Source organism: Rhodoferax ferrireducens T118 (genome assembly GCF_000013605.1).
Lineage (GTDB): Bacteria > Pseudomonadota > Gammaproteobacteria > Burkholderiales > Burkholderiaceae_C > Rhodoferax > Rhodoferax ferrireducens.
The window spans coordinates 3,266,642-3,280,159 of the sequence record NC_007908.1; the positions used below are offsets into that span (position 1 = coordinate 3,266,642).

Annotated in this window: 15 protein-coding genes and 1 tRNA gene; 14 read left to right on the forward strand and 2 right to left on the reverse strand. The window is 59.3% G+C overall.

Going from position 1 to position 13,518, the window contains the following annotated elements; genetic code table 11:
* Position 1: 1 nt before the first annotated feature.
* On the reverse strand, positions 2–1,144 hold the full coding sequence (locus tag RFER_RS14960; RefSeq protein WP_011465236.1) for a S1C family serine protease: 1,143 nt from the start codon (positions 1,142–1,144) through the stop codon (positions 2–4).
* Between the two features lie 47 nt (positions 1,145–1,191).
* On the opposite strand from RFER_RS14960, the gene RFER_RS14965 reads away from it, so the two are divergent.
* Genes RFER_RS14965 through pdxA form a run of 3 tightly spaced genes read left to right on the forward strand, consistent with a single transcriptional unit; the run spans position 1,192 to position 3,565 of the window.
* Positions 1,192–1,686: a hypothetical protein gene (locus RFER_RS14965; protein ID WP_341799096.1), complete on the forward strand. Its 495-nt coding sequence runs from the start codon at positions 1,192–1,194 to the stop codon at positions 1,684–1,686.
* A 56-nt stretch (positions 1,687–1,742) separates the two neighbouring features.
* Positions 1,743–2,501, forward strand: coding sequence for a Nif3-like dinuclear metal center hexameric protein (locus RFER_RS14970; RefSeq protein ID WP_011465238.1), 759 nt, complete (start codon positions 1,743–1,745; stop codon positions 2,499–2,501).
* Between the two features lie 14 nt (positions 2,502–2,515).
* Complete coding sequence (pdxA, locus tag RFER_RS14975) at positions 2,516–3,565, forward strand: 4-hydroxythreonine-4-phosphate dehydrogenase PdxA (protein WP_011465239.1); 1,050 nt, start codon at positions 2,516–2,518, stop codon at positions 3,563–3,565.
* 59 nt (positions 3,566–3,624) lie between these two features.
* On the opposite strand, the gene mscL is transcribed toward pdxA, so the two are convergent.
* Complete coding sequence (gene mscL / locus RFER_RS14980) at positions 3,625–4,053, reverse strand: large conductance mechanosensitive channel protein MscL (RefSeq protein WP_011465240.1); 429 nt, start codon at positions 4,051–4,053, stop codon at positions 3,625–3,627.
* A 163-nt stretch (positions 4,054–4,216) separates the two neighbouring features.
* On the opposite strand from mscL, the gene petA reads away from it, so the two are divergent.
* The 11 genes from petA to RFER_RS15035 all read left to right on the forward strand — a co-directional run bounded on the left by petA (position 4,217) and on the right by RFER_RS15035 (position 13,515).
* Positions 4,217–4,831 (forward strand): ubiquinol-cytochrome c reductase iron-sulfur subunit, encoded by a 615-nt coding sequence (gene petA / locus RFER_RS14985; RefSeq protein ID WP_011465241.1) that lies wholly within the window; start codon positions 4,217–4,219, stop codon positions 4,829–4,831.
* Between the two features lie 11 nt (positions 4,832–4,842).
* Positions 4,843–6,243, forward strand: coding sequence for a cytochrome b (locus tag RFER_RS14990; protein ID WP_011465242.1), 1,401 nt, complete (start codon positions 4,843–4,845; stop codon positions 6,241–6,243).
* A gap of 15 nt (positions 6,244–6,258) precedes the next feature.
* Positions 6,259–7,032, forward strand: a complete 774-nt coding sequence (locus RFER_RS14995) for a cytochrome c1 (protein ID WP_011465243.1) — start codon at positions 6,259–6,261, stop codon at positions 7,030–7,032.
* 155 nt (positions 7,033–7,187) lie between these two features.
* Positions 7,188–7,799, forward strand: a complete 612-nt coding sequence (locus RFER_RS15000; RefSeq protein ID WP_011465244.1) for a glutathione S-transferase N-terminal domain-containing protein — start codon at positions 7,188–7,190, stop codon at positions 7,797–7,799.
* Between the two features lie 18 nt (positions 7,800–7,817).
* Positions 7,818–8,345 carry a ClpXP protease specificity-enhancing factor gene (locus tag RFER_RS15005; protein WP_011465245.1) on the forward strand — a complete coding sequence of 176 codons (528 nt, stop codon included), beginning with the start codon at positions 7,818–7,820 and terminating at the stop codon, positions 8,343–8,345.
* A 49-nt stretch (positions 8,346–8,394) separates the two neighbouring features.
* A tRNA-Thr gene (locus tag RFER_RS15010) sits at positions 8,395–8,470 on the forward strand.
* Between the two features lie 221 nt (positions 8,471–8,691).
* Positions 8,692–9,480 (forward strand): amino acid ABC transporter substrate-binding protein, encoded by a 789-nt coding sequence (locus tag RFER_RS15015; RefSeq protein WP_011465246.1) that lies wholly within the window; start codon positions 8,692–8,694, stop codon positions 9,478–9,480.
* Between the two features lie 102 nt (positions 9,481–9,582).
* Complete coding sequence (locus tag RFER_RS15020; RefSeq protein WP_011465247.1) at positions 9,583–10,236, forward strand: amino acid ABC transporter permease; 654 nt, start codon at positions 9,583–9,585, stop codon at positions 10,234–10,236.
* Entirely contained in the window at positions 10,229–10,993 is a 765-nt protein-coding gene (locus RFER_RS15025; protein WP_011465248.1) for an amino acid ABC transporter ATP-binding protein, read from the forward strand. Before RFER_RS15020 ends, RFER_RS15025 begins: the two co-directional genes overlap by 8 nt.
* Positions 10,994–11,249: 256 nt before the next feature.
* Positions 11,250–13,088 (forward strand): PHA/PHB synthase family protein, encoded by a 1,839-nt coding sequence (locus RFER_RS15030; protein WP_011465249.1) that lies wholly within the window; start codon positions 11,250–11,252, stop codon positions 13,086–13,088.
* Positions 13,078–13,515, forward strand: coding sequence for a hypothetical protein (locus RFER_RS15035; protein ID WP_011465250.1), 438 nt, complete (start codon positions 13,078–13,080; stop codon positions 13,513–13,515). The genes RFER_RS15030 and RFER_RS15035 overlap by 11 nt, the downstream gene beginning before the upstream one ends.
* The last annotated feature ends 3 nt before the right edge of the window (positions 13,516–13,518 follow it).

The following is a 13,518-nucleotide window of genomic DNA, read 5'->3' on the forward strand; positions in this document are numbered from 1 at the left end:
TTTAGGGCGCTGGCCGGCGCTGTTTGGGCCGCACACTGGGCGTCACGGCCAACTCAACCTGGCTGTCACGGCGCAGCACGCTGAATTTGGACGCTGTCCCGGGTTTCAAGGCAGCAACACTGCTCAGTAAATCTGCCACATTGCCGACCGGCTTGCCCGCCACCTGGGTAATCACATCACCGGGCTTGATGCCGGCTCGCGCCGCTGGTCCATCTTGCAGCACCCCGGTGATGATCACCCCTTCTTTGGCCTTGACGCCAAAGGTTTCAGCCAGTTCGGGCGACAAATCGTTGGGCTCCACGCCAATCCAGCCGCGTGTGACCTGCCCATCCTTCACAATGCCTTCCAGCACCAGTTTGGCGGTCGCCACGGGTATGGCGAAACCAATGCCCATGCTGCCGCCCGAGCGCGAATAGATCGCCGTGTTGATGCCCAGCAGATTGCCGCTGGTATCCACCAGCGCACCCCCCGAGTTGCCGGGGTTGATGGCAGCATCGGTCTGGATGAAGTTCTCAAAGGTGTTGATACCCAACTGATTGCGCCCGAGCGCACTGATGATCCCGCTGGTGACGGTTTGCCCAACACCAAAAGGGTTGCCAATCGCCAGCACCTGGTCTCCCACCTGAAGCGCATCGGAGTTGCCCAGCACAATCGCGGGCAGGCGGTCGAGTTCTATCTTCAAGACCGCCAGGTCGGTCTCCGGGTCGGTGCCAACCACTTTGGCCCGCGCACGGCGACTGTCGTTCAGGACGACCTCAATTTCATCGGCACTCTCGACCACATGGTTGTTGGTCAGGATATAGCCACTGGCACTCACAATCACGCCACTGCCCAGACCCACCTGCGGCTCATTGCCCTGCTCGCCAAAGAAGAACCTGAACCACGGGTCCTGGTTGCGCGGGTCATTCCGGGCTGCCTTGCTGGTGTTGATGCTGACCACCGCCGCAGAAGATTTTTGCGCCGCCAGTCTGAAACTGCCTGGCGGCACCACGCCCGGACTGCTGGCAGGCGCCTCCGTCAAGGCCACGGTGCTAGAACTCGCTGACCGGCTTGCCAGCCAATCGGGCTTGAGTGTGCCAACCACAAAATAGGCTGCCAGCACCACGGTGACCGCTTGCGAAAACAACAACCAGAAACGTTTCATAAGAAAAACGGGCTGAACGCCCTTGCAGTAATGAGGTGAACCAGGAGATGAAGCGCCAAATTGTAGGCTCCAGGCAGCGCCAAAACAGCTGTGAGGACTATCAAGGCTTGCGCTTTGTCATGGTGGACGTTGTACAGTCCGGCCATTCCATGCTCAAGAATCGCCAGGTCATCCTCGTTCACCTCGACGCAGCGCCCAAGCCGCCGCGGGGCGCGCCCTGCAATGGTTGCGGGATATGCTGCCTGCTGGAGCCCTGCCCCCTGGGCGTCATTTTGTCGGGGCGTCGTCACGGCGCCTGTATCGCCGTACGCTGGCAAGACGATGTGCGTCAATACCGTTGTGGCGCCTTGTGTGAACCCGTCGCTGTTTTGCGGCATGTTTTGCCGGCGCGCTTGCAGCGCCTGACGCCCGGGCTGGCTGCTGGACTGGCACCGATCCTGGCCCGCTGGGCGCAACGCTGGATCGCCGTCGGCCAGGGCTGCGACAGCAGCCTTGATTCAGCTTTAGCGGAGCAGCCGCTGGCCGACGCAAAAATTCATTGACAATGCAGCGACTGATGCCAGCCCGGCACTTTTGAGCCCCGCCACCCTTTTTCAACATGACCCGTCGGACACAATTACTGCAAGCCTTTGACGCCCTGCTACAACCCGAGCGCTTTCGCGACTACGGCCCAAACGGCCTGCAGGTCGAGGGCACGGACACGGTGCGCAAAATCGTCTCCGGCGTCACCGCCAGTCGGGCCCTGATCGAAGCGGCCATTGCCGCGCAAGCGGACACTATTTTTGTCCATCACGGTTTATTCTGGCGCGCTCAGGACGGGCGCATCACGGGCTGGCTTAAAGCACGGCTGGCCCTGCTGCTTGCCGCTGACATCAACCTGTTCGCCTACCACCTGCCGCTGGACGCGCACGCGGAGCTGGGCAACAACGCGCAACTGGGTCTGAAACTGGGTCTGCGCGCGCTGACGCGCTTTGGCGAACAGGAACTGGGGTTTCTGGGCGAACCGATGGCGTCTGCCAGTTTTGCCTCTGCCGAAACGCTGGCCCAGCATATTGAATATGTACTGAATCGACCTGTAGCCCTCGTCGGACCTGCACATAGCGCTATCAAAAAAGTTGCGTGGTGCAGCGGCGGCGGGCAAAACTATTTTGAAGCTGCCATTGCCGCTGGCGCCGATGCCTTCATCACCGGCGAGATCTCTGAGCCGCAGGCGCACTTGGCACGCGAGTGCGGCGTGGCCTATCTGGCCTGCGGCCACCACGCCAGTGAACGCTATGGTGCGCCCGCCGTGGCGGCACAGGTGGCGGCCCAGTTCGGCCTGGCGCACGAATTCATTGACATTGACAACCCGGCTTGAAAGCGCCCTGCCCCATGAAAAAACCCATTGCCATCACACTCGGCGATTGCGCCGGCATTGGCCCTGAAATCATTGCCAAGGCGTTCCGGGATGCGCCCGAACTCACACGAGGCTGCTTTGTGGTGGGTGATGTCGCGACCCTGCGGCGCGCGACCAAGTTGATCGACGCCGGCGCCATCCCGCTACCCGTGGCGCTGATCGAGTCCCCAGCCGAGGCCCTCAACGTGCCGCCGCGCTGCCTGCCGGTGCTGCAGATCGGGGCTCTGGCCGAGCCGGTGCCGTTTGGCCGCCTGAGCGCCGAGGCGGGAAAACTGGCCGCCGAGTGCGTGACCTGGGCCGCGCAAGCCGCTTTACGTGGTGAAATTGCCGCACTGGTCACGGCGCCATTGAACAAGGAAGCACTGGCGCTCGCGGGCACGCCCGGCACCCACTATCCGGGGCACACCGAAATGCTGCAAGCGCTGGCGGCGGCGCATACGCACAAGGCGCTGGCGGAGATGCCGGTTCGCATGATGCTGGCCAATGATGAGTTGCGCGTGGTGCTGGTGAGCATTCATGTGTCCTTGCGCGACGCGCTTGAGGCCGTCACGTTTGACAACGTGTTGCAGACGCTGCGCATTGCCCATGCGGCCTTGAGCGCCAGTTTGGGCCGTGCACCGCGTATCGCGGTGGCCGGGCTCAACCCCCATGCCGGTGAAGGTGGGCTGTTTGGCCGTGAAGAAATTGACATCATCGCGCCCGCCATTGCGGCGGCAAGCGCTTTGGGGTTGCAGGTCAGCGGCCCGTTCGCGCCCGATACCGTGTTCATGCGCGCGCGCGCCAAACCGGGCCAGCCGGGTGAATTTGATGCGGTGCTGGCGATGTACCACGACCAGGGCTTGATCCCGGTGAAATACCTGGGCGTCGAGCAGGGCGTCAATGTGACGCTCGGGTTGCCGCTGGTGCGCACCAGCCCGGACCACGGCACGGCGTTCGACATTGCGGGTACCGGTCAGGCGGACGCATCCAGCCTGCTGGCGGCCATCGTCATGGCACGGCGTCTGAGTCAGCTGCAAAATTTATAGAAAATTGGCCGCTAGCCCCCGCCCAATAAGCGTAATTTGCTATTAATACAATAGCAGGCCTATTTTCTCAGGCTGTCCCGGATTTCACGCAACAACAAAACATCTTCGGCTGGCGCTGGGGCGGGAGCGGGCGGCGGCGGTGCACTTCTCTTAAGCCGGTTGATCTGCTTGACCATCAGGAAGATGATGAACGCCAAAATGGCAAAGTTAACCGCCACCGTGATGAAGTTGCCGTAGGCCAGGACCGGAACGCCGGCCTTTTTCAGCGCGTCCAGGGTCATCGCGGTGCCTTCCGGCGCCTGCCGAAGTGCCACGAAAAGATTGGAAAAATCCAGTTTTCCGATGATCGCACCGACCACCGGCATCACCAGATCGCCCACCACGGATTCGACAATCTTGCCGAAAGCGCCACCAATAATCACGCCGACGGCGAGATCCATCACATTGCCTTTGACGGCAAACTCCTTGAACTCTTGCATCATTGCCATTTTTTAACTCCTGTTGATAACCAAAAGTCCAAATCCTGAATCAAATCGGCTGCTTGCGCAAGCTGCAAACGCAAGCGCCGCCGGTTCAGCCGGCAATAAGCCGTCAGCTACAATCCAAAGTTGCATACCCCCCTCCCTAGTGTTGTTTTTCTTGAGGATTCCCATGAGTGAAACCCTTGCCCATAGCGGCAATGTTGACGACAGCAAGCGTACTTGGCTGATCGCCACCAGTTGCGCCGGCGCCGTCGGCGGCATTGCCGCAGTCGTTCCTTTTGTCAGCAGTTTTCAGCCGTCTGAAAAAGCCAAAGCAGCGGGTGCAGCCGTAGAGGCAGACATCTCTGCGCTAAAACCGGGTGAGAAGATGACCGTGGAGTGGCGCGGTAAGCCGGTGTGGATCCTGCGTCGCACCCCGGAACAACTGGCGGCACTGTCCACGCTGGACCCCCAGTTGGCCGACCCCAAATCCGAACGCAAGCCCGCCGAGCAGGCCCCCGCCTACGCGCGCAACGCCACCCGCTCGATCAAACCGGAGTATTTTGTAGCGGTGGGCATTTGCACCCACCTGGGCTGCTCGCCCTCTGACAAATTCCAGGCGGGTGCACAGCCCTCGCTACCGGACGACTGGCAAGGCGGATTTTTCTGCCCCTGCCACGGCTCAACATTCGATCTGGCCGGCCGGGTCTTCAAGAACAAGCCGGCGCCGGACAACCTCGAAGTGCCACCCCACGTCTATCTCTCTGACACCCGGTTGCTCATTGGCGACGACAAGAAGGCCTAAAGGTACACATCATGGCTGAATTCCACGAAATTTCCCCCAATGCCGCCGCCGGTGAAAAGCTGCTGAACTGGATCGACAACCGGTTCCCGCTGTCCAAGCTCTTCAAAGAGCATATGAGCGAGTATTACGCGCCGAAGAATTTCAACATCTGGTACGTTTTTGGTGTGCTCTCGCTGCTGGTGCTGGTGATTCAAATTGTCACCGGTATTTTCCTGACCATGCACTACAAGCCCGATGCAGCCCTGGCCTTCGGCTCGGTCGAATACATCATGCGCGATGTGCCCTGGGGCTGGCTGATTCGCTACATGCATTCCACCGGGGCCTCAGCGTTCTTTCTGGTGGTCTATCTGCACATGTACCGCGGCCTGATTTACGGCAGCTACCGCAAACCTCGCGAGCTGACCTGGCTGTTTGGCTGCGCTATTTTCCTGGCCTTGATGGCCGAAGCCTTCATGGGCTACCTCTTGCCCTGGGGCCAGATGAGCTACTGGGGCGCCCAGGTGATTGTCAATTTGTTTTCCGCCATCCCCTTCATTGGCCCCGATCTGGCGCTGCTGATTCGCGGTGACTTCGTGGTGGGAGACGCCACGCTGAACCGCTTCTTCAGCTTTCACGTGATAGCGGTGCCGCTGGTTTTGCTGGGTCTGGTGGTGGCACACATCATTGCCCTGCATGAGGTCGGCTCCAACAACCCGGACGGCGTCGAGATCAAGGCCACCAAAGGTGCCGACGGCATCCCGCTGGACGGCATCCCGTTCCACCCCTACTACACGGTGCATGACATCTTTGCGGTCAGCGTGTTTTTGATGGTGTTTACCGCCATCATCTTTTTCGCGCCGGAGATGGGCGGCTACTTCCTGGAGTACAACAACTTCGTCCCGGCTAATCCGTTCCAGACGCCTCTGCACATCGCACCGGTCTGGTACTTCACACCCTATTACACTTTGCTGCGTGCCGTCACCAGCGAGATGATGTATGCGCTGATTGCCTGTGTGGTGGTTGGTGCCGTGTTCGCTGTGGTCAAGGGCAAGATGCCCACTCTGTTCAAGGGTTTGATTGCTGGCGGGGCGTTGGTTGTCGTGGCCATGATGCTCTCCATTGATGCGAAATTCTGGGGCGTGGTTTCAATGGGCGGCGGGGTTGTGATTTTGTTCTTCCTGCCTTGGCTCGACAACTGCGCAGTCAAGTCGATCCGCTACCGGCCCAGTTGGCACAAGTACCTGTATCTGATTTTCGTCATCAATTTTGTCGTGCTGGGTTACCTGGGCACACAACCGCCATCGGCCATCGGCGGGCGCATCTCTCAAGCCGGAACCTTGTTTTACTTCGGCTTTTTCATGCTGATGCCTTGGTGGAGTCGTATGGGAACGCCCAAGCCGGTGCCGGATCGTGTCACCTTTACGGCGCATTGAAGGGAAGAACAAGTTATGAAAACCATGGGTTTCACTCAAAAAATTATTCTCGGCTTGCTGCTGGCACTTGGCTTGGCCACAATGGCTCAAGCCAATGTCGGCGGTCCAGCCTGGGACAAGGCGCCCAACAAGACCAATGACATGGGAGCGCTGCAAAATGGCGCCAAGATTTTTGTCAACTATTGCCTGAATTGCCATTCAGCGGCGTTCATGCGCTACAACCGCCTGACAGACATCGGCCTGACCGAGCAGCAGATCAAAGACAACCTGCTCGTGACCAACACCAAAATCGGCGACACGATGAAGGCGGCCATTGACCCGCAGCAGGCCAAGGCCTGGTTTGGCGTCAACCCGCCCGACCTCACCGTCATCGCCCGCTCCCGCGCGGGTGCCGGTGGCAGTGGTGCCGACTACCTGTACACCTACATGCGCTCGTTCTACAAGGACGAAACAAAACCGACCGGCTGGAACAATATGCTGTTTCCCAATGTGGCCATGCCGCACGTCTTGTGGCAGTTGCAGGGTGAGCGTCGCCCCATCTTTGAAACGCTCACAGAACATGGCAACGCAGTGGAAGTGTTCAAGGGCTGGGAGCAGCTCAAGCCCGGCAGCATGACCGCCCAACAGTACGACCAGACCGTGGGCGACCTGGTGAGCTATTTGCAATGGATGGGGGAGCCCGTTCAAAATACACGGGTTCGTGTCGGCATCTGGGTTTTGTTGTTCCTCGGCGTATTCTCCGTGTTAACTTGGCGACTCAACGCTGCCTACTGGAAAGATATCAAGTAGTGCGGGTTTGACACTTGGGTCGCACCTGATAAGGCGCGACTTGAGTTTTGCGGAGTGGGGTTGCATTGAGCATCCCACTCCTTTTAGTTTCAGCATGACTTGTACCCAAGTCAGCGTGCAATGAAACTATGTTTTGATTTTTAGGAGCTTCCATCATGATGGTGTTGTATTCAGGAACTACCTGCCCTTTTTCCCACCGTTGCCGTTTTGTCCTGTTTGAAAAAGGCATGGACTTTGAGATTCGCGACGTTGATCTGTACAACAAGCCCGAAGACATCAGTGTGATGAATCCCTACGGCCAGGTGCCGATCCTGGTGGAGCGTGATTTGATTTTGTACGAATCGAACATCATCAATGAGTACATTGATGAGCGCTTTCCGCACCCGCAGCTGATGCCCGGCGACCCCGTGGATCGGGCTCGGGTCCGGCTGTTCCTGCTCAATTTCGAGAAGGAGTTGTTTGTCCATGTGTCCACGCTGGAGTCACGCGCGGCCAAGAGCAACGAGAAGATGTTGGAAAAAGCGCGGGCTCACATTCGTGATCGATTGACCCAACTGGCGCCGGTTTTCCTGAAAAACAAATACATGTTGGGTGACGGTTTCTCGATGCTCGACGTCGCCATTGCCCCGCTGCTGTGGCGTCTGGATTACTACGGCATTGATCTCAGTAAAAATGCAGCGCCCTTGCTCAAATATGCCGAGCGCATTTTTTCACGCCCAGCCTATATTGAAGCGTTGACGCCTTCCGAGAAAGTCATGCGCAAATAAGCGCCTGTCCAAAGCCCCATGATTGACGCCACTGACGCCCCCTCCACTCGTCCCTATCTTATTCGGGCTTTGTACGAGTGGTGTACCGACAATGGGTTCACGCCCTATCTTGCCGTGGCTGTGGACGACAGTGTGCGGGTTCCGCGCGAGTACGTGAAAGACGGGCAGATTGTGCTTAACCTCAGCCTTGATGCCACGAGTTCGCTGCAACTCGGCAATGACTTCATTGAGTTCAAAGCGCGCTTTGGCGGAACGGCACGTGAAATCGTCGTGCCGGTTCACCAAGTCAGCGCCATTTACGCGCGGGAGAACGGGCAAGGTATGGCTTTCCCATTGAGCACCCCTCAACCGGTTAAGGCCGCTGCATCGGCCGCAAAAAGCCTGGTTTCTGTGCCAGCCCGCGATGACACAAGCGAGCGGCCACTTGCGCCGGTTCAATTGGCGAGCGTCGAGTCGGAGCAGCCAAACGATGAGACGGGCAAAAATCCGAATCCACCCCAACCCCCGACCCCCGGCGCCAGACCGGCACTGACACGGGTGAAATAAAGGTGGCTCGCTCCTGAAATCCAGGATGAGTCCAGTAAAATACAAAAATGCCGATTTAGCTCAGTTGGTAGAGCAACCGCCTTGTAAGCGGTAGGTCGTCAGTTCGAATCCGACAATCGGCACCACTTTACCGGTGGAAACTCTTCTAAAACCCGCCTTCTCCACTGAAGAGCGGGTTTTTTCTTGCCTGAATGAGCAGGCCTGCCGGCGGCTAAAAGCGGCCCCGGGTTCCAGCTAAAATCAGACGGCTTGAACAAGGGGAGGCACGGACTCTCGACGGGCGGCTGCAGGGCCTGCTGCTTGATGCACCTTGAGAAGGCACAAACCTTTCACAATTGGAAAATAAATGAAAAAACACGTTTTGTGGTTGATGGCTGGCCTGATGGGTGCGATTGTGTTGACTGGTTGCGGCAAGAAGGAAGCCCCCGCAGCCCCGGCACCAGCCAAAGCGATTGTTATCGGTCTGGATGACAATTTCCCGCCGATGGGTTTTCGGGATGACAAGAATGAGCTGATTGGCTTTGACATCGATCTGGCCAAAGAGGCGGGCAAGCGCCTCGGTGTGGCGGTGAATTTCAAGCCCATCGACTGGAACGCCAAGGAAGCCGAGCTCAATGGCAACCGCATCGACGTGTTGTGGAACGGCCTGACGATCACCGAAGAGCGCAAGGCCAACATCCTGTTTACCAAGCCCTACCTCGAAAACCGCCAGATCATCGTGGTGACCGAAAAATCGCCGATCGCGACCAAGGCGCAACTGGCCGGCGCGGTCGTTGGTGTGCAGGATGGCAGCAGCGCCGTTGAAGCCATTCAAAAGGACGCTGCAACAGCCAAGTCGATCAAGGAACTCAAGAAGTTCGGCGACAACGTCACGGCGCTGATGGATCTCTCTGCCGGGCGCCTGGATGCGCTGGTGGTGGATGAAATCGTCGGCCGCTATTACACCGGCAAGAAACCGGGCGAGTACCGTGTGCTGGAGGACAATTTCGGCACCGAAGACTACGGCGTCGGCACGCGCAAGAGCGACACCGAGCTGTCGGCCAGGTTGAACAAGGCGCTGGACGACATGAAGGCCGATGGCACCGCCGCCAAGATTTCGACCCAATGGTTTGGCAAGGACATCGTCAAGAAATAAGCCGGTCAAGTCCCGGGACTGCCACCAGTCATCCGGCCATCCGGCAGGCGCGCTGTGCGTCTGCCCGGCCGGATTCTTGTTTCCGGGCTCTGAAACCTTTCCATGAACTACCTAGCCGACATCTTGCCGCCCCTGTTGCAGGGCAGTGGCATCACGCTTCAGGTCTTCCTGATCACGCTGGTGCTCGCGGTGCCGCTCGGTCTGGGCCTGGCCTTGCTCAGAATTTCACGCTTTCGCTTTCTGAGTAGCCTGGTCAACGGCTATATCTGGCTGATGCGCGGCACGCCGCTGATGCTGCAGATGCTGTTCATCTACTTTGCCCTGCCCTTCATTCCGGTCGTTGGTGTGCGTCTGCCTGACTTTCCGTCGGCGATCCTCGCCTTTGTGCTGAACTACTCCGCCTATTTTGCGGAGATCTTCCGCGCCGGCATCCAGTCGATTGACCGGGGTCAGTACGAAGGCGCCCAGGTACTGGGACTGAGCTATCCCCAGACCATGCGCCGCATCGTGCTGCCGCAAGTGCTCAAACGTATCTTGCCACCCATGAGCAACGAGACCATCACGCTGGTCAAGGACACCTCGCTGATCTATGTGCTGGCCATGAATGATCTGCTGCGCGCGGCACGCGGCATTGTTCAGCGCGATTTCACGACAATGCCGTTTGTGGTGGCGGCCGCCTTTTATCTGTTCATGACCCTGGTGCTGACCTACGGCTTCCAGCGTCTGGAAAAGAAATACGCTGTTTATGATGACTAGTCCGATGATTCGCGCCGTCGATGTGCACAAGCGTTTCGGCCCGGTGGAAGTGCTCAAGGGGGTTTCGCTGGACGTCGACAAGGGCGAGGTGCTCGCCGTCATCGGTCCGTCGGGATCGGGCAAGAGCACCTTCCTGCGCTGCTTGATCCATCTGGAGACCATCCACCGCGGCAGCATAGAGATCGAGGGCGAGTCGCTGGTGGCAACCGATGCCCAGGGCCACTGCAAATACGTGCCGGAAGCCGACATCCGCCGCGTCTGTCGCAAGATGGGCATGGTCTTTCAGCACTTCAACTTGTTTCCCCATTTGACCGTCCTGCAAAACCTCATCGAGGCGCCGCTGACGGTGAAGACGGCGCGCCTGGATGACATCGTGCCCAAGGCCGAGGCGCTCTTACGCAAGGTCGGACTGTTCGACAAGCGCAACAGTTATCCCTCGCGCCTGTCTGGCGGCCAGAAGCAGCGCGTGGCCATCGCGCGGGCCCTGGCGATGGAGCCCGACATCATGCTGTTCGATGAGCCAACCTCGGCGCTGGATCCTGAGCTCACCGGTGAAGTGCTGAACACCATGCGCGCGTTGGCCGAGGAGCACATGACGATGATTGTCGTCACGCATGAAATGGCATTCGCCCGTGAAGTTGCCGGCCGCGTCGTCTTCATGGACGGCGGGACCATCGTCGAAGCGCGCCCGGCGCGCGAGCTGTTTGCGGCACCAAGGCATCCCCGCACCCGAGCTTTTCTGGAGAAAATGCTCTAGACAGGCACCGGGAATGTCTGAAGATTTATACAAAATCAGGCTGTAGACCCCGTGTAATATACCTTGACAGCTCCTTATTCAGGAGTATTGTTCAAAACGCACGGATCGACGGTTGCCAGCACGCTCCCATCACACATGGAAAATACAAACATTCTTTGGCACTGATGTCTCTAAATTTGCTCCCCGGCTCCACCGTCAAGATTAGGGTTTACCCTGCATAATCCGACACAAGGTTTCACTGAAGTCAGGTGTTGTCATGAAAAAATCGATTCCACTCCCGCCGCCGACTGAACGGCAGCTGGCTGCCGCCCAGGCGCTTGATGAAGCGTTTCACTCACAACTGGCCAAGGTCAACCTGGGTTTGTCACCGATTTCCCTGGCCCTGGCTTACGCCGACTGGGCCATGCATCTGGCCACGTCGCCAGGGCAACAGATGCTGCTGGCACAGCGGGCGCTGGCACTGTCGCAACAAGCACTCAGCAGCCCTTGGCAGGAGCAACTCGCGTCCGATGACGCGTCCCAGCCAGCGCCAGTCGATGACCCGCGCTTCAGTGATCCGGGCTGGCGCCACTGGCCTTTCAATGTGCTCAAAGAAAGCTTCAAAGCCACCAGTTCCTGGTGGCACGAGGCAAGCCAGGTCGAGGGGGTGTCGAGCCATCACCGCCATGTGGTTGATTTTTTTAACCGGCAGGGGCTCGATGCGCTGTCGCCCTCCAACCTGCCCGTCACCAACCCCGAAGCGATCAAGAAGGGCAAGGAATCACTGGGACAGAGCTGGCTCAAGGGCTACCAGCATTTGGCCCTGGACCTGCTGGAGCGAAGCCAGCACACCGGTGGCGCGTCCCGCACCGCGCTCAAACCGTTGCCATTCAAGGTCGGCCAGGACGTCGCCGTCACGCCGGGCAAGGTGGTGTTTCGCAATCATCTGATTGAGCTGATCCAGTACACGCCAACGACCGCTGGCGTCTACCCCGAGCCACTGCTGATTGTGCCGTCCTGCATCATGAAGTACTACATCCTGGACTTGTCGCCCGGCAATTCGATGGTGCGTTATCTGGTCGGGCAAGGGCACACCGTGTTCATGATCTCGTGGCGCAACCCGGATGCATCCGACCGCGAACTGGGTATGCAGGACTACCTGCAGCTAGGTGTGATGGAGGCCATGGCGGCGGTGAAGTCGCTCACTGGCGCGCCCCGTATTCATGCCTTGGGCTATTGCCTGGGCGGGACTTTTCTGGCTATTGTGGCGGCGGCACTGGGTGCTCGCCAGCCGCAGTCGCACCGGCGCGGGCAAGGCAAAAATCAGCACCGTCGACGGGAAGATGCGGTCGCGCTCGACACCATGCCCGAGCTGGCCAGCGTGACGCTGCTGGCGGCGCAAACCGACTTCAGCGAGCCGGGCGAGCTGGGCGTTTTCATTGACGACGATCAGCTCAAGACCCTGCGCGAGTCAATGGCGCGCACCGGTTACCTCTCGGGCAGGCAGATGGCCGGATCGTTCCAGTTCTTGAATTCGCGCGATCTGGTCTGGTCCCGCAATACGCGGCGCTACCTGTTGGGCCAGGACGAGGTGGGCAACGACATGATGAGCTGGAACGCCGACGTCACACGTCTGCCCGAGCGCATGCACAACGAGTACCTGTCCTCGCTATTCCTCAATAACGCGCTGGCCACTGGCAACTACCGCGTGGCCGGGGTCGGGGTCGCCCTGATGGATATCCGTGCGCCGCTGCTGGTGGTGGGCACCCAGCGCGACCACGTGTCGCCCTGGCAGTCGGTTTACAAGATTCATCTGCTCACCGACACCCAGACCACTTTCATTCTGGCGGCAGGAGGCCACAACGCGGGCATTGTGTCCGAGCCCGGACATCGAGGGCGCAGTTACCAGATGGACTGCATGGAAAAAGGTCACGCCTGGACCGAACCTGATGACTGGGCGGCGCATGCGCCTTTGTTCGAGGGTTCATGGTGGGAGGCCATGCATCGCTGGTTGCAGGAGCGCTCCGGCAAGCCGGTGCCGCCGCCCGCCATCAACCCGGCCACTGTGTTGGGCGACGCGCCTGGGGACTACGTGATGGCGCGCTATGCCGACTGACTCCCTCGCTCCGGACGAAGCACAACTTGAGCGTCTGCGTCAAATGGAGGCATCCATCGAGTCGCTCAATGCACGCATTGCCCGCTTGGCCATCGCCCTGGGGGTATCGTTGGCAAACGATAACGACGTGGCCGGCTTGATGAGCGAACACCACGCGCCGACGGCCGTGCACGAGCGGCGAGTCACATCCGGGCACGCCGAGGCAGCACACGCCAGCACCAGCCCGGAGCACCGCGCGGCGCACCAACGCGAAGAGTTGCGCGGCCTGCTGGTCATGCGCTACGGTGTCGAAAAGCGCTATGTCGACGATACCGGCGTCACGGTCACTCGCCAGATCATGGTCCAGGCCGAGCAGCAGTTGGAGCGCAGAGGCTTCAAACCCGGTGTGGACGGCATTAACCTGGCACGCCTGTTTGGCCAGTCCTGAGGT